Raw genomic sequence first — 19734 nt, 5'->3', positions numbered from 1 at the left:
TCAGCTCGGCGGCTCGACCCGGAGGATCCGGTCGTCCTGCGCGCCGGGGGAGCCGCGGCCATCGGTGTTGCTCGTCACGAACCACAGGCTGCCGTCCGGCGCCGCCACCGCGTCGCGCAGCCGCCCGTGCTCGCCGACGGCGTAGTCGGTCGAGGCGGACGGATCCGCGACGGGCACCGCGCGCAGCACCTCGCCGCGCAGATTCGCCAGGTAGAGCACGCCGTCCACCTCGGCCATGCCGCTCGGACTGGCCGCGCTCGGCTCCCACTGCTGCACCGGATCGACGAAGCCGTCCTCACCCGCGATCCCCTCCACCTCCGGCCAGCCGTAGTCCGCACCCGGCTCGATCACGTTCAGCTCGTCCCAGGTGTCCTGCCCGAACTCGCTCGCGAAGAGCGTGCCGTCCTCCGCCCAGGCCAGGCCCTGCGGATTCCGGTGACCGCTGCTCCAGACCAGCGAACCCGGGTAGGGGTTGTCCTCGGGGACGGTGCCGTCGAGCGTCATCCGGAGGATCTTGCCGGAGAGCTCGTCGAGGTCCTGGGCCGCCTCGCGTCGCCCGGCGTCGCCGACGGTGGCGTAGAGCATCCCATCGGGGCCGATCGCGATCCGGCCGCCGTCGTGGGTGCGCGCCGCGGGGATCCCGTCGAGGACGGTCTCGGGAGCTCCGAGCGAGTAGGAGCCGGGGCCGCCCTCGAGGGCGAAGCTCTGGATCCGGTTGCCGTCGGCGCCCGTGGAGTACGCGAAGAGGGTGCGCCCGTCGACCGCCAGCCCGAGCAGTCCGCTCTCACCCTCGGCGACCACGCCCTCGACCACGCCGATCTCGCGGTCGCCGCCGTCCGCGCCGAGCTCCAGGATCCGGCCGCTGTCGCGCTCGCTGACGAGCGCCGTGCCCCCGCCGGTCGCGCCGTCGTCGACGAACACGACGGACCACGGCGCCTCGAGCCCCTCCGCGACGCTGCTCGCCCCGACCAGCTCGCGCGCATCGGGTCCGGGAGCGGCGGGCGTCGTGCTGCAGGAGGCGAGCCCCGCGCCGAGCGCGAGCGCCGCGCCGACGAGGGTCGAGCGGAGAACGGGACGCGTCATCCCCTCAGGCTGCCCGCCCGACCTTCGAGAATTCTCACTTCCATGCTGGTCGAGTAGCCCCGAAGGGGCGTATCGAGACCCGCCGTCGTCCGGTGGGTGGATCTCGATACGCCCTCTGCGAGGGCTACTCGATCAGCATGAAGGGCCGCTGCGCGGGCTGATCCGTCGGCAGAAACCGGCGCCTTTCATGCTGGTCGAGTAGCCCCGCAGAGGGCGTATCGAGACCCACCCACCGACGAACGGCGGATCTCGATACGCCCGCTCCGCGGGCTACTCGATCAGCATGGATCGGCAGCGCCCCGCCGGCCACCCAGACCCGAAGGCGCGTATCGAGACCCGCCCCCCACCGCTAGCACCCCCGCGGATCCCGCGCACCCCCACCGCATGTCGGACCCGCGGCGTAGCGTTGACGAGGTGATGCGCCCCCAGATCAGCACCCTCGGCCAGCTGCGCGCCTCCGGGCACGCGCAGAAGACCCTCCGCACCGAGATCCGCGACAACCTCCTCGACGCCCTCCGCGAGGGCCGCGACCCCTGGCCCGGCCTGCACGGCTTCCAGGACACCGTCATCCCCCAGGTCGAGCGGGCGGTGATCGCCGGCCACGACATCGTGCTGCTCGGCGAGCGCGGCCAGGGCAAGACCCGCCTCCTGCGCACCCTCAACGGCCTGCTCGACGAGTGGACCCCCGTCATCGAGGGCTCCGAGCTCGGCGAGCACCCCTACGAGCCGATCACCTCGATCAGCCGCCGCCGCGCGGAGGAGCTCGGCGACGAGCTGCCCGTCGCCTGGCGCAGCCGCGAGGAGCGCTACGTCGAGAAGCTGGCCACGCCCGACACGAGCGTCGCCGACCTCATCGGCGACGTCGACCCGATGAAGGTGGCCGAGGGCCGCAGCCTGGGCGACCCGGAGACCATCCACTTCGGCCTCATCCCGCGCAGCCACCGCGGCATCGTCGCGATCAACGAGCTGCCCGACCTCGCCGAGCGCATCCAGGTCGCGATGCTCAACGTGATGGAGGAGCGCGACATCCAGATCCGCGGCTACGTCCTGCGCCTGCCGCTCGACGTCCTCGTGGTCGCCAGCGCCAACCCCGAGGACTACACGAACCGCGGCCGGATCATCACCCCGCTGAAGGACCGCTTCGGCGCCGAGATCCGCACCCACTACCCGACGGCGCTCGTCGACGAGGTCGCCGTGATCCGCCAGGAGGCCGACCTCGTCGCCACCGTGCCGGACACGCTGATCGAGATCCTCGCCCGCTTCACCCGCGCCCTGCGCGAATCGCCCTCGGTCGACCAGCGCAGCGGCGTGAGCGCCCGCTTCGCCATCGCCGGCGCCGAGACCATCGCCGCCGCCGCCCTGCACCGGGCCACCCGGCGCGGGGAGGAGGAGGCGGTCGCCCGCCCGATCGACCTCGAGACCGCGGTCGACGTGCTCGGCGGCAAGATCGAGTTCGAGTCGGGGGAGGAGGGCCGCGAGGACGAGATCCTCGACCACCTCCTGCGCCAGGCCACCGCCGAGACCGTCCGCGCGCACCTGCGCGGGCTCGACCTCACGCCGCTCGTGACCGCCGTCGAGAACGGCGCCATGATCACCACCGGCGAGCAGGTGACGGCCGAGGAGTTCCTCGCCGCGCTGCCCGTGCTCGGCGAGTCCACCCTCTACGACGACATCGCCGAGCGGCTCGGCGCCACCGGCTCCGGCCGCCGCGCGGGCGCCGTCGAGCTCGCCCTCGAGGGTCTCTACCTCTCGCGCAAGCTCAGCAAGGAGACGGGCGGGGGCGAGGCCGTCTATGGCTGAGCCGCTGCGCACCGGACGGCAGGCCTGCGTCGGAGGGCCCGCGCGTGCCTAGGGGCAACCGCCGGCTCGGGCGCGACGCCCGCTACTCCCGCTACGACGGCGGGCCCGACCCGCTCGCGCCTCCCGTCGACCTGGCCGAGGCGCTCGACGCCATCGGCGAGGACGTCATGGCCGGCACCTCGCCCGAGCGCGCGATGCGCGAGTTCCTCCGCCGCGGCGGCCGCGACGGCCAGGGTCTCGACGGCCTCGCCGCCCGCGTCGCCGAGCGCCGCCGCGAGCTGACGCAGAAGCACGGCCTCGACGGCACCCTCCGCGAGGTCCGCGAGCTGCTCGACCGCGCCGTGCTCGCCGAGCGCAAGCAGCTCGCCCGCGACACGCAGATGGACGACGGCGACCGCGCCCTCGCCGAGATCCAGCTCGACAGCCTCCCGCCCTCGCCCGCCGCCGCGGTGTCCGAGCTGTCCGACTACCGCTGGCAGAGCCCGGAGGCCCGCGCCGACTTCGAGAGGATCAAGGAGCTGCTCGGCGCCGAGATGCTCGAGCAGCGCTTCGAGGGGATGAAGCAGGCCCTCCAGAACGCGAGCGACGAGGACCGCGCCGCGATCGACGCGATGCTGCGCGACCTCAACGCGCTCCTCGAGGCGCACGCCCGAGGCGAGGACACACCCGAGCAGTTCGACGCCTTCATGGCCCAGCACGGCGAGTACTTCCCCGAGCGGCCCGAGACCGTCGACGAGCTGATCGACGCCCTGGCCGCCCGCGCCGCCGCCGCCCAGCGGATGCGCAACTCGATGACCCAGCAGCAGCGCGACGAGCTCGACGCCCTCGCCCAGCAGGCCTTCGGCACCCCCGAGCTGATGCAGTCGCTCGGGCAGCTCGACGAGACCCTGCGCGGCCTGCGCCCCGGCGAGGACTGGGGCGGCTCCGAGCGGATGGACGGCGAGCAGGGCCTCGGCCTCGGCGACGGCACCGGCGTCTTCCAGGAGCTCGCCGACCTCGACGCGCTCGCCGACCAGCTCGCCCAGCCGCACGAGCGCTCGAACCTCGACGACCTCGATCTCGACCTGCTCGCCCGGCGTCTCGGCGACGACGCGGCGGTCGACGCGCAGACCCTCAAGCGCCTCGAGAAGGCGCTGCGCGACTCCGGCACGCTGCGCCGCGGCTCGGACGGCGCGCTCACCCTCACCCCGAAGGCCATGCGCCAGCTCGGCAAGGCGCTGCTGCGCGACATCGCCGACACGATGTCGGGCCGGCAGGGCGCGCGCGACGTGCGCCGGGCCGGAGCCGCGGGGGAGCGCTCCGGCGCGACCCGGCAGTGGGAGTTCGGCGACACCGAGGCGTGGGACGTGACCCGCACCCTCACCAACGCCCTGACCCGCACGGCGGGCGAGGGCCGCGAGACGGGCGAGGGCGTCCGGATCGAGATCGGCGACGTCGAGGTGCAGGAGACGGAGGCGCGGACCCAGGCCTGCGTCGCCCTCCTCGTCGACACCTCGTTCTCGATGGCGATGGACGGCCGCTGGGTGCCGATGAAGCGCACCGCGCTCGCCCTGCACACGCTGATCTCGAGCCGGTTCCGCGGCGACGAGCTCCAGCTGATCGCGTTCGGCCGCCAGGCCGAGGTGATGGACGTCGAGCAGCTCGTCGGCCTCGACGCGGAGTGGGAGAAGGGCACGAACCTCCACCACGCCCTGCTCCTGGCCAACCGGCACTTCCGGAAGCACCCGAACGCGCAGCCGGTGCTGCTGATCGTCACCGACGGCGAGCCGACCGCGCACCTCGAGCCCGACGGGCAGATCTTCTTCGACTACCCGCCGGACCCGGTGACCGTCGCCGTCTCGGTCCGCGAGCTCGACGCCTCCACCCGCCTCGGCGCGCACACCACGTTCTTCCGGCTCGGCGACGATCCGGGGCTCGCCCGCTTCATCGACTCGCTGGCCCGGCGCGTCGGCGGCTCGGTCGTGAACCCCGAGGCGGACGACCTCGGCGCCGCCGTCGTGTCGTCCTACCTCGGTGCGCGCGGCGCGACCCCCGGCGGGCGACCGCCCGGCGACGAGCTGTTCGGGCGCGGCTGGGGCTTCTAGGGCCTCGGCCGGCGCCCGGTCGCCAGGGCGCTCGGCCCGCCGGTCGCGGTCAGAACAGCGGCCACGGCACGGCGGGCATGCCGCCGCGGGGCCCGGGGAAGCGGCCGGAGGAGCGGAGGCGGTCGCAGCGCTTCGCGAACGTCGCGATCTCCTCGTCCAGCAGCAGCTCCGACAGCGCCGCGCCGAGCGGTCCGTCGATGGCCGAGCGGAGCCGCTTCAGCGCCGCGAGCTCGTCGGCGGTCAGCGGCTCGCCGACCCAGCCCCAGAGCACGGTCCGCAGCTTGTGCTCGACGTGGAAGGTCAGGCCGTGGTCGACGCCGTAGCGGTGCCCGCCGGGCATCTCGAGCACGTGCCCGCCCTTGCGGTCCGCGTTGTTGACCACGACGTCGAAGACGGCCATCCGCCGCAGCGCCGCCGAGTCCTCGTGCACGAGCGAGATGTCGCGGTCCTCGGCGTCACTGCCGTCGAGCACGTGCCGCCAGCCCTCGGGCACCGCGTCGGCGGGCACCAGGTCGACGGCGTCCTGCTCCGGGTCGATGTCCTGCCAGAGCTGCACCATCCCGATGCCCAGCGGACCCTCGCGCAGCCAGGTGCGCGGCACGACGTTCCAGCCCAGCGCCTCGGAGGCGAGGTAGGCCGACACCTCGCGGCCCGCGAGCTGCCCGTCGGGGAAGTCCCAGAGCGGCTTCTCGCCGGCGACCGGCTTGTAGACGACGGAGGTGCCGCCGATGCTGCCGAGGAAGGTCGCGTTGGACGCGACCGTGATCCGGCCGGTGAGCTCGAGCTCGCCGGTCTGCAGCTCGGAGTCGTCGGGCAGCTCCGCGTCGGGCAGCTCCGTATCGGACAGCTCCATGTCGGACAGCCCGGTGTCGGGCAGCTCGGACCACGACTCGGACCGGGTCGGCGCAGGACGTGTCGGCCCGGACTCGGCGGCCGGCTCGGACGCGTCGGTCATGCGAGCGGGCAGTCGTGCCCGTCGGGGTCCATCGGCTCGCCGCAGCGCGGGCAGAGCGGGCGGCCGGCGCCGACGACCTCGAGCGTGCGCTTGGCGAACGCGCGGGCGGTGCCGACGGGGATGCGCACCTGCAGCATCTCGTCCGGCAGGACGGGGGAGTCGTCGATGCTCAGGTCGTCCTCGTCGTCGCCCTCGACCACGGGGTAGGCCTCGATGACGACCTGCGCGGTCGACGGGTCCCAGCCGAGGCTGAGGCTGCCGACCCGGAACTCGGCCGCGACCGGCTGGTCGAGCGGCTCGTTGTCGACGAGCTCGGGAGGAGTGCCGGGCGGCACGCTCGCCGGGTTGCCCTCGGCGGACATCAGCTGGTCGAGGATCTCGTCGATCTTCTCGGCCAGCAGAGCGGACTGCTGCTTCTCGAGTCCGACGCTGACCACGCGCGGTCCGGTGCGGGCCTGCAGGTAGAAGGAGCGGGCGCCGGGGGAGCCGATGGTCCCCACGACGACGCGGTCGGGCCAGTCGAATCCGTGCACGATGGGCATGCTCCCAGTCTACGAGCGCCCGGCTGACCCGCGCCTGATCGCGCGCCTCCCCCGCCCCCGATCGGGATCCACGCAGGGCCCGTCACGCCGAGACCCCCCCGATCATGCTGATCGAGTAGCCCGCTCCGCGGGCGTATCGAGATCCACGTGATCCTCGTCCTGCAGATCGAGCACCCCGCGCACCGGCCGCACCGAGCTCCACCCGGGCCCCATGCATGCTGATCGAGTAGCCCGCTCCGCGGGCGTATCGAGATCCACGCGATCCTCGTCCTGCTGATCGAGTACCCCGCGCACCGGGCGCACCGAGATCCACGCGTCATGCTGATCGAGTAGCCCGCTCCGCGGGCATATCGAGATCCACCCCCGCACAACCTCAGCTGAGAAGCCCCGCCCTCCCCCCACAGCCGACGCCCCCCACTCTCAGCTGACGTTCTGCGCCCGTTACTCGTGCCCCGCCCCGCCGCCGACCGGCGCCTCCGCCTCCGTCGGCGCCGGAGCGCGCAGCCACCCCAGATCGCCCGCCTCCGTGTTCATCGCGATCACATCCGGCCGCCCCGCGCCGTATCGGATGATCGACACGGACGCCGGCCCCACCGACAGCCGCTGGAAGAGATCGAGGTGCATCCCGAGCGCGTCGGCCAGCACCGCCTTGATGATGTCGCCGTGGCTGACCGCCGCCCACACCGCGTTCGCCCCGTGCTCCTCCGCCACCGCCGCGTCGTGCCGCCGGATCGCCGCGACCGCGCGGCCCTGCATCCCCGCGAGCCCCTCACCGCCGGGGAACACCGCGGCCGACGGCTGGTTCTGCACGACCGACCACAGCGGCTCCTTCGCCAGGTCGCGGAGCGAGCGCCCCTGCCACTGGCCGTAGTCGCACTCGGTGATCCCCTTCTCGATCGGAGTCGCCGGCGTGCCGGTCTGCCGCTCGAGCACGAACCGCGCCGTCTGCCGGCAGCGCTCCAGCGGACTCGAGACGACCGCGGCGAGCGGGACCGCCGCCAGCCGCTCCCCGGTGCGAGCGGCCTGCGTGCGGCCGACGTCGTCGAGGCGGACCCCGGCGGTGCGTCCGGCGAGGATCCCCGCGGTGTTGGCCGTGGTGCGCCCGTGACGGACGAGAAGGAGCGTGGGCATGCGGCTCAGCCTAGACACGCCCCCTCCACCCCTCCTCCGCGCCCCCGCCCACCCACCTCCGGCTCGCGATTCCCCCTCCGGCTCGTCGATTCCACCGTTTCCCGCGAGCCGTAGTCGTTTCGACGTGCCGGAGCTGCCGCCCCTCCACCTCCGGCTCGCGTTTCCGTCTCCGGCTCGTGGAATCCGCCGTTTCTCGCGTGCCGGAGTCGTTTCCACGTGCCGGAGCTGCCGTCCCTTCATCTCCGGCTCGTGACTCCGCCTCCGGCTCGTCGAATCCGCCGTTTCTCGCGTGCCGGAGTCGTTTCCACGTGCCGGAGCTGCCGTCCCTTCATCTCCGGCTCGCGATTCCACCTCCGGCTCGTCGAATCCGCTGGTTCTCGCGAGCCGAAGGCGATTCGACGAGCCGGAGGTGGTCCGCGCGGCTGCTCGGCACGATCCGTCCCGCGACTGATGCCGGTCCGCCCGGCCGTCGATACCGTGGAGGAGCGGCCGCCCACCGCGGCCCCGAGGACGCACGCACCGAAGGGATTCTCATGGACGGTTCGAACGGGACCACGCCGGCGGGCACCCCGCCCCGCGACCCCGCCTCCGCGCACGACGCCGCGACCGACGGCACCACCCCCGACCGCACTGCGACCGACGGCACCACCCCGGACGGCACCACCCCCGCCGCCACAGCCACCGACGGCACCACCCCCGCCGCCACATCCACCGACGGCACCACCGCCACCACCACCGCGCCCCCCGCCCCCGCCTGGGCCGCCCCCGACGCCACCCGCCGCCAGGACGAGATCGCCCTGCGCATCCGCGGCCTCCGCAAGCGCTTCGGCGACAAGGAGGCCGTCGGCGGCATCGACCTCGACGTGCCGGCCGGCTCCTTCTTCGGCCTCGTCGGCCCGAACGGCGCCGGCAAGACCACCACGCTCTCGATGGCCACCGCACTGCTGCGCCCCGACGCGGGCACCGTCACCATCCACGACGTCGACGTCTGGCGTGACACCCTCGAGGCCAAGCGCCTGATCGGAGTCCTCGCCGACGGCGTCAAGCTCTTCGACCGCCTCACCGGTCTGCAGCTCATCACCTACTACGGCCTGCTCTGCGGCATCGACCGTCCGACCGTCCTCGAGCGCGCGAACGATCTGCTCGCCCTGCTCGGCCTGGACCCCGCCGACCGCACCCTCGTCGTCGACTACTCCGCCGGCATGACGAAGAAGATCGCGCTGGCCTGCGCCCTCGTCCGCGCCCCGCGGCTGCTGGTGCTCGACGAGCCGTTCGAGTCCGTCGACCCGGTCTCGGCCGCGAACATCCGCGACATCCTCACCGGCTACGTCGCCTCCGGCGGCACCGTCATCGTCTCGAGCCACTCGATGGACCTCGTCGAGCGGATGTGCGACCGCGTCGCGGTCATCGCCGATGGCCGGGTCCTCGCGGCCGGGACGCTCGAGGAGGTCCGCGCCGGCTCCAGCCTCGAGGAGCGCTTCGTCGACCTCGTCGGCGGCCGCACCCACCAGGAGGGCCCCGCATGGTTGCGCATCTCCTGAGGCTGCGCCTGCTGCTGCTGCGCAACGCGCTCAGCCGCAACGTCTGGCAGCTGATCGGCGTCGTCTTCGGCGGCCTCTACGCGGTCGTCGTGCTCGGCCTCGTGATCGTCGGGCTGGTCGCGCTCGGAGCCTCCGAGCCGGAGTTCGCGAACGTCGCGCTCATCCTCGGCGGGTCGGCGCTGCTGCTGGGCTGGGTCCTCGGCCCGATCTTCGTGTCGGGCACGGACCAGAGCCTCGACCTGGCGACCCTGGCCACCTTCCCCATCCCTCTGCGGACCCTGATGCTCGGCCTCGCCGCCGCCGGTATCGCCGGCATCCCGGGGATCGTCACCTCCCTCGGCGCCCTCGCCTCGGCCGCCGCCTGGTGGAGCCACCCGGTCGGCATCCTCCCCGGCCTCGTCTCCGCCGTGATCGGCGTCGCGACCTGCGTGGTCGCCTCGCGGCTCATCGGCGCGCTGACCACGGGCCTCGGCTCGAGCCGCCGCTACCGCGAGGTGATCGGCGGCGTCGTCCTCGTGGTCGTCATCCTCATCGGACCGCTCGTCATCGGCCTGACGAACGTCATCAGCGCCGGTCTCGATGTGCTCCCCGTCATCGCGTCCGCCCTCGGCTGGTCGCCGCTCGGCGCGATCTGGGGAGTCCCCGGAGCGATCGTCGCGGGAGACTGGGCGACCGCCCTCGGCCGCTTCGCGATCGGCGTCGCCACGCTCGCCGCCGTCGTTCTGCTCTGGGCGCGGGCGCTGCGGCACGCCCTCGCGGAGCCCGCCGCGTCCTCCTCGCAGGCGGCCTCGGGTGCGCAGGGCATCGGACTCCTCGGCCGCTTCCCCGGCACCCCCACCGGCGCGATCGCCGCGCGCGCCCTCGGCTACTGGTGGCGCGATCCGCGCTACAGCCGCGGACTCCTCGTCATCCCCGCGGTGGTCGTGCTGGCCGTCTTCTACAGCGCGCTGCAGGGCGGCGGCTCGACCCTCGTGATCCTCTCGTCGATCTTCATCGCCCTGATCTTCGGCGTGACCCTCTGCGCCGACGTCTCCTACGACGGCACCGCCTGGTCGGCGCACGTCAGCTCCGGAGTCGCCGGCTCGGCCGATCGCGCCGGCCGCGTCCTCGCCGCGGCGCTGATCGGGGTCCCCGCCGTCCTGATCGTCACCGTCGGCACGTCGCTGTACGCGGGGCGGCCGGAGGCGATCCCCGCGGTCCTCGGCATGTCGCTCGCGCTGGTGCTCAGCGGCTTCGGCGTCTCGAGCATCGCCTCGGCGCTCGTCGTCTACCCGGTGCCCGCCCCGGGCGACAGCCCGCTGAAGACGCCGCCCGGCTCCGGCATGATCTCGAGCGTCGTGACCCTCGGCAGCATGACCGCGACCGTCGTCCTGTCGCTGCCCTCGCTGATCCTCGGCACGATCTCGCTGGTCGGCGGGAGCCTCGGCTTCGGCCTCGGAGCCCTCGCCGCCGCCCTCGTGCTCGGCGCGGCGCTCACCCTCCTCGGCATCCGCGTCGGCGGCCGCATCCTCGACCGCCGCGCCCCGGAGCTGCTCTCCGCCCTCGTCACGATCGGCTGACGCCGACCCGCGCGGACGCCCGCCCCGACACCCACGCCCCGACGCCCGCACCCTCCACCCCTCCACCCCTCCACCCCTCCACCCCTCAAAAGTTGCGGTAGTCGCTCTCGACTACCGCAACTTTTGGCTTCTCACGACGTGCGATCGACACCCGGCCGAGCCGAGCCGCGTCGACTCCGCAGAAGTTGCGGTAGTCGGACGCGACTACCGCAACTTTCGAGGAGTGGGCGTGCGGAGTGGGCGTGCGGAGCGGCGCGGCAGGATGGGAGGCATGCGCAGCGTCGAAGTCCTCCTCGATCCGGAGTCGGAGGCCCGGATCCGCGGCCAGTGGCAGGCGCTCGAGGCGGCCGGCATCCCGAGCCTCGCGCTGCACACCTCCGAGAGCAACCGCCCGCACCTCACCCTCCTGGCCGGCCCCGAGCTGACGCCTCCGCCGCCCGGCGCGCTCGGACCGCTCCCCGCGACCGTCGACCTCGGCGCCGTCCTCCTCTTCCCGCACGCCGGCCGCTTCGTGCTGGCCTGGGGAGCCGTCCGCTCGCCCGCCCTCGACACCCTGCACGCCCGCGCGACCGAGCTCATGCCGGGCGCGGTCCCCACCTCGCTGCCGGACGCCTGGACCCCGCACATCAGCATCTCCCGCCGCCTCCGCCCCGAGCAGCTCGGCCAGGCCGTGCCCCTCCTCGGCGAGCCCTTCCCCGTCGGCCTCGCGAGCATCCGCTTCTGGAACGGCGACACCAAGACCATCACGGACCTCTGACCCCGCCGCCGCCGTCCCCCCGACCTCCGTCGCGTCCCGCCGCCACCTCCGGCTCGTGATTCCGCCTCCGGCTCGTGGTTCGGGCCGGTTTTCGCGTGTCGAGCGCCATTCCGCGTGCCGGAGTCGTCCGCGGCGCTGTGTCCGCCGACCTTCGGCTCGTGATTCCATCTCCGGCTCGTTGTTCCGCCCGGTTTCCGCGTGCCGAGCGTGATTCCACGTGCCGGAGTCGTCGGTGGTGCGGTGCCGGTCGACCTCCGGCTCGCGATTCCGACTCCGGCTCGCGGAATCCGCCCGTTCCGACGTGCCGGCGGCCGATCCGCGAGCCCGACCTGCCGACCCCTCCCGACCCGCCGCGAGCACGTCTCCTCCCCAGCCCCGCACCCGCCCCGACCGTCCACGGATCGCCGCCCGCCCGGGGCCGCGTCGGAGGCGGCGGGTAGAGTTCCACGGGTGACAGAGCCCACCGCGACCGCCCTCCCGACCGCCGAGCTCCCGCCCGCGGACACCGCGGCCGGGTCCTCCGCCGCGGCCCAGGAGATCCTCGAGCGGGTCTTCGGCTACGGCTCGTTCCGCGGCGAGCAGCAGGCCATCGTCGAGCAGGTCATCGGCGGCGGCGACGCGGTCGTCCTCATGCCCACCGGCGGCGGCAAGTCGCTCTGCTACCAGATCCCCTCGATCGTCCGCCCGGGCACCGGTGTCGTCGTCTCGCCGCTGATCGCCCTGATGCAGGACCAGGTCGACGCCCTCCGAGCGAACGGCGTGCGCGCCGAGTTCCTCAACTCCACCCAGGACATGGGCGAGCGCCAGCGGGTCGAGCGCGCGTACCTCGACGGCGAGCTCGACCTCCTCTACGTGGCCCCCGAGCGCCTCGGCAACGAGGGCACCAAGCAGTTCCTCGCCCGCGGCCGCATCGCGCTGTTCGCGATCGACGAGGCGCACTGCGTGAGCCAGTGGGGCCACGACTTCCGCCCCGACTACCTGGCCCTCGGCGAGCTCGCCGAGCGCTGGCCCGACGTCCCGCGCATCGCCCTGACGGCCACCGCCACCGAGGCCACCCACCGCGAGATCACCACCCGCCTGCACCTCGGCGCGGCCCGCCACTTCATCTCCAGCTTCGACCGCCCCAACATCCAGTACCGGATCGTCAACAAGGTCGAGCCGCGCAAGCAGCTGATCGACTTCCTCAAGCGCGAGCACGCCGACGACGCGGGCATCGTCTACGCGCTCTCCCGCAAGAGCGTGGAGGCGACGGCCGAGGCCCTGCGCGCGGCCGGATTCGACGCGGTCGCCTACCACGCCGGTCTCGACGCCCGGGTGCGCGCCGCCGCGCAGTCGCGCTTCCTCCGCGAGGAGGGCGTCATCGTCTGCGCCACCATCGCCTTCGGCATGGGCATCGACAAGCCCGACGTCCGCTTCGTCGCGCACATCGACCTGCCTAAGTCGGTCGAGGGCTACTACCAGGAGACGGGCCGCGCGGGCCGCGACGGCCTCCCCTCCACCGCCTGGCTCGCCTACGGCCTCCAGGACGTCGTCCAGCAGCGGCGGATGATCGACGAGTCCCCGGGCGACCTCGCGCACCGGCGGCGGATGTCCGCGCATCTCGACGCGATGCTCGCACTCTCCGAGACGGTGCAGTGCCGTCGGATGAACCTCCTCGCCTACTTCGGCCAGGAGAGCACCCCCTGCGGCAACTGCGACACCTGCCTCGAGCCGCCCGCCTCGTGGGACGGCACGGTCGCCGCGCAGAAGTTCCTCTCGACCGTGGTACGGCTGAAGCGCGAGCGCAATCAGCAGTTCGGCGCCGGCCACATCATCGACATCCTCCGCGGCAAGACCACGCCGCGCACCACCCAGCACAAGCACGACTCGATCGCGACCTGGGGGATCGGCGCCGACCTCAGCGACACCCAGTGGCGCGGAGTCGCGCGCCAGCTCCTCGCGCAGAGCCTGCTCGGCGTGAACGACGACGGCTTCGGCACGCTCGTGCTCACCCCCGAGTCGGCCTCGGTGCTGAGCGGCGAGCGCAAGGTCGAGCTGCGGCAGGAGCCGGAGCGGCCCGCGCGCTCGAGCGGCTCATCGCGCTCCGGCCGCTCCACCGTCTCCGACCTCTCGGCCGAGGCGCAGCCGCTGTTCGAGCGCCTCCGCGAGTGGCGCATCGCGCAGGCCCGCGCGCAGTCGGTCCCGGCCTACGTCGTCTTCAACGACGCGACCCTCCGCGAGATCGCGACGGCCGAGCCGGCGACGATCGACGCGCTGAGCGTCATCGGCGGCGTCGGCCAGAAGAAGCTGATCACCTACGGCGCCGCGGTGCTCGCGGTCGTCGCCGGCGAGACCCCGGAGATCGTCGAGCCCGACGACAGCCAGGAGCCGGCCCCCGCCCGCCGCCAGCCGGCCGCGCGGACGACGGCGCGCTCGTCCGGCGCACGTCCGTCCTTCGGCGGCGAGAAGTCCGGCCCGCCCGTCTCCTCCGCCCCGCCGGAGGACGACTGGGTGCCGCCGGAGGAGCCGGACTGGGAGCCCGGCTGGGACAGCTACTGAGCCGGCGGTGCTGCCGGGCTCGCGATTCCGACGAGCCCGGGACGCCGCTGATCCCCGAGCGCCGCGCAACCCGCGGTGGCTCCGGACCCGACCTCAGCCGCCGGCGCCCGTCGAGGCCATCCAGCCGCCGAGGAGCGTGCAGCCGAACGACAGGGCGAGCCCCGTGACCGGCACCCAGAAGGCGATGCGCCGCACCACGAGCAGCACGATCGAGACGGCGATCGCCGCGAGGAACGGGACCCACACCCCGCCCGCCGCGACGAGAACACCCCAGCCGATGAGGTCGCCGGAGCAGTCGTTCGCGCCCATGCAGGCGTCGCTGGCCATCGCGAAGAACAGTCCGAAGTAGGACAGCAGCAGCGTCACGGCGCCGGCGCCGAGGATCAGCGCAATGGTCAGCACGAGGTCCCACACCCGCACGGGCCGCCGCTGCCGGGCCGCCGTCCAGGGCGTCTCCGGCCCCGACGGCCGGGCCGACTCCAGCGCCTGCACCGACTCCATCGAGATGGGCGGGCGCCAGTCCGGCCGGTCCTCGCGGCGGGGCGGCGGGGGCGGAGGCAGCTGCGGCTCGCTCATGCACCGAGCCTAGCCACGCCCCTCGCGGCGCCCCAGGGCCTCGGACCATGCGGAACATCAGCCCGGAGCGCCTCTCATCGCCGATGGCGGACGAGTCGGCTTCGCAGCTGATGTTCTGCAGCGGTGGATCTCGATACGCCCGCTGCGCGGCCCACTCGATCAGCATGGTTCGGCGCACACGTCCGCCTTCATGCTGGTCGAGTAGCCCCGCAGGGGCGTATCGAGACCCGCCTCCACCGACACGGCTGGTCTGCAGACGCGATGTCCGAGCTCGGCGGATCTCGATACGCCCACTGCGCGGGCTACTCGATCAGCATGGGTGGGCAGATCTCGAGAGGGCCGCCGCGACCAGCCCGCCGAGCGCCCGCCACGGCCGGCCCGGCGACCCGCACCCTGGTCCCTTCCGACAACGTGCACGCGCCTGCGCCCGAGCGCCTTTGTCGCCGCGCGACGGAACGTTTCCGCGAATCAACCGCCCGACCTAGCGTGCAAGAGCACCGCCTCCCGACGCATCGCAGCGACGGGATCGACCGCTCGATCCGCCGCCGCAGGCCGATCGCGAGCGGTCCGAACCGAAGACGGTCGAAGGGATCACTCTCATGAGCACCACTGCGCCCCGCCCCCACTCCGCCGCGGACGCCGCCGACCGGGCCGGCTCGCGGTCCCGGGTCCGCCGCTCCCGCTCCGGCCCGATCACCCCGACCCCGCCCGTCGACGTGCTCGGCAGCGAGGCCGACGCCCGGCTCGACGAGGACGGCGCACCCGGAGTCGACGTGGCGGCGCTCGGCGAGGTGCTGCTCGGCGACTGGCGCGAGCAGCGGCTCGCCACCCGCGCCCTCACCTCCCGCCCCGAGCTGCACCGCACCGACGGCCTCCCGATGGCCGAGCACCGCGCGCGCGTCACGCAGCAGATGAGCATCCTGGCGGCGGAGGGCGGCGTGCACCGCGCCTTCCCGGTCGCCCTCGGCGGCGAGGCCGACCACGGCGGCAACATCGCCGGCTTCGAGGAGCTGGTCACCGCCGACCCGTCCCTGCAGATCAAGTCCGGCGTGCAGTGGGGCCTCTTCGGCGCCGCCGTCCTGCACCTCGGCACCCAGGCGCACCACGAGAAGTGGCTGCCCGGCATCATGAGCCTCGAGATCCCCGGCGCCTTCGCGATGACCGAGACCGGGCACGGCTCCGACGTCGCGTCCATCGCGACCTCGGCGACCTACGACGAGGAGGCCGGCGACTTCGTCCTGACCACCCCCTTCCGCGCCGCGTGGAAGGACTACCTCGGCAACGCCGCCGTCGACGGCCGAGCCGCCGTCGTCTTCGCCCAGCTGGTCACCCGCGGTGTGAACCACGGCGTGCACGCGTTCTACGTGCCGATCCGCGACGACCAGGGGGCGTTCCTCCCCGGTGTCGGCGGTGAGGACGACGGCCTGAAGGGCGGGCTGAACGGCATCGACAACGGCCGCCTGCACTTCGACCACGTCCGCGTACCGCGCGAGAACCTGCTCAACCGCTACGGCGACGTCGCCGCCGACGGCAGCTACTCCTCGCCGATCGCCAGCCCCGGCCGCCGCTTCTTCACCATGCTCGGCACCCTCGTGCAGGGCCGCGTCTCGCTCGACGGCGCCTCGGTCGCCGCGTCGAAGATCGCGCTGACCGTCGCCATCACCTACGCCGACCAGCGCCGCCAGTTCACCGGCGGCGGCGAGCGCGAGGAGGTGCTGCTCGACTACCAGCGGCACCAGCGCCGCCTGCTGCCGCGCCTGGCCACGACCTTCGCGGCCGGCTTCGCGCACGACCGGCTGCTGCGCGCCTTCGACGACGTCTTCTCCGGGAAGAACGACACCGACGAGTCGCGCCAGGACCTCGAGACCCTCGCCGCGGGCCTCAAGGCGCTGTCGACCTGGCACGCCCTCGACACGCTGCAGGAGGCGCGCGAGGCGTGCGGCGGCGCCGGCTTCCTCGCCGAGAACCGGCTGACCCAGCTGCGCGCCGACCTCGACGTCTACGCGACGTTCGAGGGCGACAACACCGTGCTGCTCCAGCTCGTCGCCAAGCGCCTGCTGACCGATGTCGGCCGCCGCTTCAAGAACGCGCAGCCGGGGGAGCTGGCCCGCTACGCGGTCGGCCAGGTCGCCGGAGCGACGGTCAACAACTCCGGGCTGCGGCGGCTCGCGCAGGTGGTCGCCGACCGCGGCTCGACGGCCCGCTCCGTCGGCCAGCTCCGCGACGAGCAGCGCGAGCTGCTGACCGACCGGGTCGAGAGCATGGTCTCGGGAGTCGCGTCACGGCTGCGCTCGGCGTCGAAGCTGCCCTCGGACGAGGCCGCGCGCCTCTTCAACGCGCATCAGAGCGAGCTGATCGAGGCCGCCCGCGCGCACGCCGAGCTGCTGCAGTGGGAGGCGTTCACCGAGGCCCTCGCCGCGATCGAGGACGACGGGACGCGCACCGTGCTGACCTGGCTCCGCGACCTCTTCGGCCTCGGCCTGATCGAGAAGCACCTCGACTGGTACCTCCTGCACGGGCGCCTGTCCTCGCAGCGGGCGCTCGCCGTCACGTCCTACATCGACCGCCTGCTCGCGCGCCTGCGCCCGCACGCGGGCGACCTGGTCGCCTCGTTCGGCTACCGTCCCGAGCACATCCGCGCCTCCATCGCCACCGGCGCCGAGGCCGCCCGCCAGGACGAGGCGCACGCCTGGTACGAGGCCGCCCGCGCCGACGGCACCCTCCCCACCCCCGAGAAGTCCCCCCGCCGCTGACCCCTGCCCCCTCCCGCGAGATGCCACTTGTGCACGCGACACGCCGTGAAAGGCGTGCACAAGTGGCATCTCGCGGCGCGTGAGGGACGGGGGCGTCAGCTGCGGAGGAAGGCCTGGGCCGCGTTGCGCTCGGCGCGGAGCTCGAGCACGGACTCGTCGATCTTGGCGCGGGAGTGCGCGTCGATCTCGAGGCCGGGGATGATCCGCCACTCGCCGTCGACCGAGCGGACGGGGAACGAGGAGATCAGCCCCTCCTCGACGCCGTAGGAGCCGTCGGACTCGACGGCGGCCGAGGTCCACTCGGTGCCGGTCACCCAGTCGTGCACGTGGTCGATCGCGGCGGACGCGGCCGAGGCGGCGGAGGAGGCTCCGCGCACCTCGATGATCTCGGCGCCGCGCTTGGCCACCCGCGGCTCGAACTCGTCGTGCAGCCAGTCGGCGTCGACGAGCTCGGTCACGGGACGGCCGCCGACGACGGCGTGCGTCACGTCCGGGTACTGCGAGGCGGAGTGGTTGCCCCAGATGCTCACGCCGCTGATCGCGTCGACGGGCTCGTCGAGCTTCGCGGCGAGCTGCGCGACGGCGCGGTTGTGGTCGAGGCGGGTCATCGCGGTGAAGCGCCCGGCCGGGATGTCGGGGGCGCTGCGGCGGGCGATCCAGGCGTTCGTGTTGGCCGGGTTGCCGACCACGAGCACGCGGATGTCGTCGGCGGCGTGCTCGTTGAGCGCGGCGCCCTGCGGCCCGAAGATGCCGGCGTTCGCCGCGAGGAGGTCGGCCCGCTCCATGCCGGCCGACCGCGGCCGGGCTCCGACGAGGAGCGCGACGCTCGCGCCGTCGAACGCGGCGGCGGGGTCGTCGGTGACCTCGATCCCGCGCAGCAGCCCGAACGCGCCGTCCTGCAGCTCGAGCGCGGTGCCGGTCGCGGAGCGCAGGCCGGCGGGGATCTCGAGCAGGCTCAGGCGGACCGGGACGTCCGGTCCGAGGAGCTGCCCGGAGGCGATGCGGAACAGGAGCGCGTAGCCGATCGCGCCTCCCGCTCCCGTGACGGCGACGGTGACTGGAGTGCGCTGCATGCTCATGCGGCCGACGCTAGCGCCGCGTCCTGCGCGCCGCATCGGAGCCGCATCCCCATGCTGATCGAGTAGCCCGCGGCGCGGGCGTATCGAGATCGACGTGATCGATGGCCGGGTCTCGATACGCCGCTGCGCGGCTACTCGACCAGCATGAGCCGCCGCCCGCTACAGCCCGGCCGGCGGCGCCGTCGACCCGCGCAGCACCAGCCGGTTGCGCAGGTGCAGCTGCCGCTCCGGCACCGGGCGCCCGTCGATCAGCGCCAGCAGCACGCGCACCGCGGCCCGGCCGACCTTGTGCATCGGCTGGCGCACCGTGCTGAGCGGCGGGACGAGGCGGGACGCCTCCGGCACGTCGTCGAACCCCACGACCGACAGCCCCTCCGGCACCGCGACCCCGAGCTTCCGCGCGACCTCGACGACCGCGATCGCCGAGACGTCGTTCGCCGCGAACACCGCGGTCGGCGGATCGGCGAGACCGAGCAGCTCCGTCGCCGCCGCCACCGACGGCTCGTACCGGTAGTGGCCGACCCGCACGAGCTCGGGATCGACGGCGATCGCCGCCTCGGCGAGCGCCCGGCGGTAGCCCGCCTCCCGCCGGTGCGAGGACTCGAGGTCGGCGCGCCCGGCGACGAAGCCGATCCGCCGGTGCCCGCTCTCGATCAGGTGGCGGACGGCGAGCACCGCGCCGCCGAAGTCGTCCGAGCCGACCGAGTGCAGCTCGGTCTGCACGGTCAGCGGATCGATCACCACCAGGGGCAGTCCCGGGTCGCCGATGACGGAGGTGGGGGTGATCAGGATCGCCCCCTCGACGCGCGCGTCGCGCAGCCGCAGCAGCGACTGCCGCTCCCAGTCCGGCGAGTCCTGATGACTCGACCCCGTGCTCGCGAGCAGGTCGAAGCGCGTCCCGTGCAGCGCCGACGCCACGCCCTTCAGCACCTCCGCGCTGAACGCCTCGACGTCGGCGAGCACGACGCCGATCAGTCCGGGTCGCGCCTCGGCCTCCGTCGGAGCGCCGCCGGATCCGGCGTGCTCGAGCACCGTCGCCGAGCCCCCGCTCGGCAGTCTCGCCAGGGGCATGTCGATCACCCTTCCCGCCGGTCCGGATCGTCCCGGCCGCGTGCTGCTGCGCGGCGAAGGGCGCCTCTGACGCCCCTGTCCACCCCGCTCCGGGATCCGGATCGCACCCTTGCGCTCCCGGATGTTCCCGGTAACATTGCCGTCAGACTAGCTGAACATCCGCTCAGCGGTCGAGGACGACGAGCGACGGAACAGCCCCCTTCCCCTCAGTGCTGACGGGGATCGGCGGCTGCTGCTCGCGCAGGCACGCTGTGGAAGCTGCTGC

14 protein-coding genes are annotated in these 19734 nt (G+C 73.6%); 7 read left to right on the top strand and 7 right to left on the bottom strand.

Annotated features, from left to right (window positions below; translation table 11 throughout):
* Complete coding sequence (locus HQQ82_RS09145; RefSeq protein WP_173232710.1) at positions 1-1083, bottom strand: sorbosone dehydrogenase family protein; 1083 nt, start codon at positions 1081-1083, stop codon at positions 1-3.
* A gap of 417 nt (positions 1084-1500) precedes the next feature.
* Here HQQ82_RS09145 and HQQ82_RS09140 point away from each other — a divergent pair, with 417 nt between their 5' ends.
* Together HQQ82_RS09140 and HQQ82_RS09135 are read left to right on the top strand one after the other, a co-directional pair.
* Positions 1501-2883, top strand: a complete 1383-nt coding sequence (locus HQQ82_RS09140; RefSeq protein ID WP_173232991.1) for a magnesium chelatase — start codon at positions 1501-1503, stop codon at positions 2881-2883.
* A gap of 44 nt (positions 2884-2927) precedes the next feature.
* The gene (locus HQQ82_RS09135; protein ID WP_173232709.1) at positions 2928-4967 is read left to right on the top strand and encodes a VWA domain-containing protein; all 2040 of its coding nucleotides are present in this window, start codon (positions 2928-2930) and stop codon (positions 4965-4967) included.
* Between the two features lie 49 nt (positions 4968-5016).
* Here the strand turns inward: HQQ82_RS09135 and HQQ82_RS09130 are convergent, their stop codons facing one another.
* The 3 genes from HQQ82_RS09130 to HQQ82_RS09120 all read right to left on the bottom strand — a co-directional run bounded on the left by HQQ82_RS09130 (position 5017) and on the right by HQQ82_RS09120 (position 7595).
* Positions 5017-5820 (bottom strand): SCO1664 family protein, encoded by an 804-nt coding sequence (locus tag HQQ82_RS09130; RefSeq protein ID WP_216848488.1) that lies wholly within the window; start codon positions 5818-5820, stop codon positions 5017-5019.
* Positions 5821-5918: 98 nt separating this feature from the next.
* Positions 5919-6464, bottom strand: coding sequence for a DUF3090 domain-containing protein (locus HQQ82_RS09125; RefSeq protein WP_173232707.1), 546 nt, complete (start codon positions 6462-6464; stop codon positions 5919-5921).
* A gap of 441 nt (positions 6465-6905) precedes the next feature.
* Positions 6906-7595: a histidine phosphatase family protein gene (locus HQQ82_RS09120; protein ID WP_173232706.1), complete on the bottom strand. Its 690-nt coding sequence runs from the start codon at positions 7593-7595 to the stop codon at positions 6906-6908.
* Between the two features lie 791 nt (positions 7596-8386).
* On the opposite strand from HQQ82_RS09120, the gene HQQ82_RS09115 reads away from it, so the two are divergent.
* From HQQ82_RS09115 to recQ, 4 genes are all read left to right on the top strand, one after another.
* Positions 8387-9136 carry an ABC transporter ATP-binding protein gene (locus HQQ82_RS09115; protein WP_367947914.1) on the top strand — a complete coding sequence of 250 codons (750 nt, stop codon included), beginning with the start codon at positions 8387-8389 and terminating at the stop codon, positions 9134-9136.
* Entirely contained in the window at positions 9118-10695 is a 1578-nt protein-coding gene (locus HQQ82_RS09110; RefSeq protein WP_173232704.1) for a transporter, read from the top strand. Before HQQ82_RS09115 ends, HQQ82_RS09110 begins: the two co-directional genes overlap by 19 nt.
* 271 nt (positions 10696-10966) lie before the next feature.
* Positions 10967-11452 carry a 2'-5' RNA ligase family protein gene (locus tag HQQ82_RS09105; RefSeq protein WP_173232703.1) on the top strand — a complete coding sequence of 162 codons (486 nt, stop codon included), beginning with the start codon at positions 10967-10969 and terminating at the stop codon, positions 11450-11452.
* A gap of 537 nt (positions 11453-11989) precedes the next feature.
* The gene (recQ, locus tag HQQ82_RS09100; RefSeq protein WP_367947913.1) at positions 11990-13990 is read left to right on the top strand and encodes a DNA helicase RecQ; all 2001 of its coding nucleotides are present in this window, start codon (positions 11990-11992) and stop codon (positions 13988-13990) included.
* A 93-nt stretch (positions 13991-14083) separates the two neighbouring features.
* On the opposite strand, the gene HQQ82_RS09095 is transcribed toward recQ, so the two are convergent.
* Entirely contained in the window at positions 14084-14566 is a 483-nt protein-coding gene (locus tag HQQ82_RS09095; protein ID WP_173232701.1) for a DUF6264 family protein, read from the bottom strand.
* Between the two features lie 599 nt (positions 14567-15165).
* Between HQQ82_RS09095 and HQQ82_RS09090 the strand changes: the two genes are divergently transcribed.
* Positions 15166-17319, top strand: coding sequence for an acyl-CoA dehydrogenase (locus tag HQQ82_RS09090; RefSeq protein WP_173232700.1), 2154 nt, complete (start codon positions 15166-15168; stop codon positions 17317-17319).
* 95 nt (positions 17320-17414) lie between these two features.
* Here HQQ82_RS09090 and HQQ82_RS09085 read toward each other — a convergent pair whose 3' ends face one another.
* Positions 17415-18392: a malate dehydrogenase gene (locus HQQ82_RS09085; protein WP_173232990.1), complete on the bottom strand. Its 978-nt coding sequence runs from the start codon at positions 18390-18392 to the stop codon at positions 17415-17417.
* A 165-nt stretch (positions 18393-18557) separates the two neighbouring features.
* Positions 18558-19469: a LacI family DNA-binding transcriptional regulator gene (locus HQQ82_RS09080; protein ID WP_173232699.1), complete on the bottom strand. Its 912-nt coding sequence runs from the start codon at positions 19467-19469 to the stop codon at positions 18558-18560.
* Between the last annotated feature and the right edge of the window lie 265 nt (positions 19470-19734).

Source organism: Rathayibacter sp. VKM Ac-2856, assembly GCF_013205055.1.
Classification (GTDB): domain Bacteria; phylum Actinomycetota; class Actinomycetes; order Actinomycetales; family Microbacteriaceae; genus Rathayibacter.
Note: the sequence above shows the minus strand (reverse complement) of the source record. Positions and strands in the feature narration are given on the sequence as shown.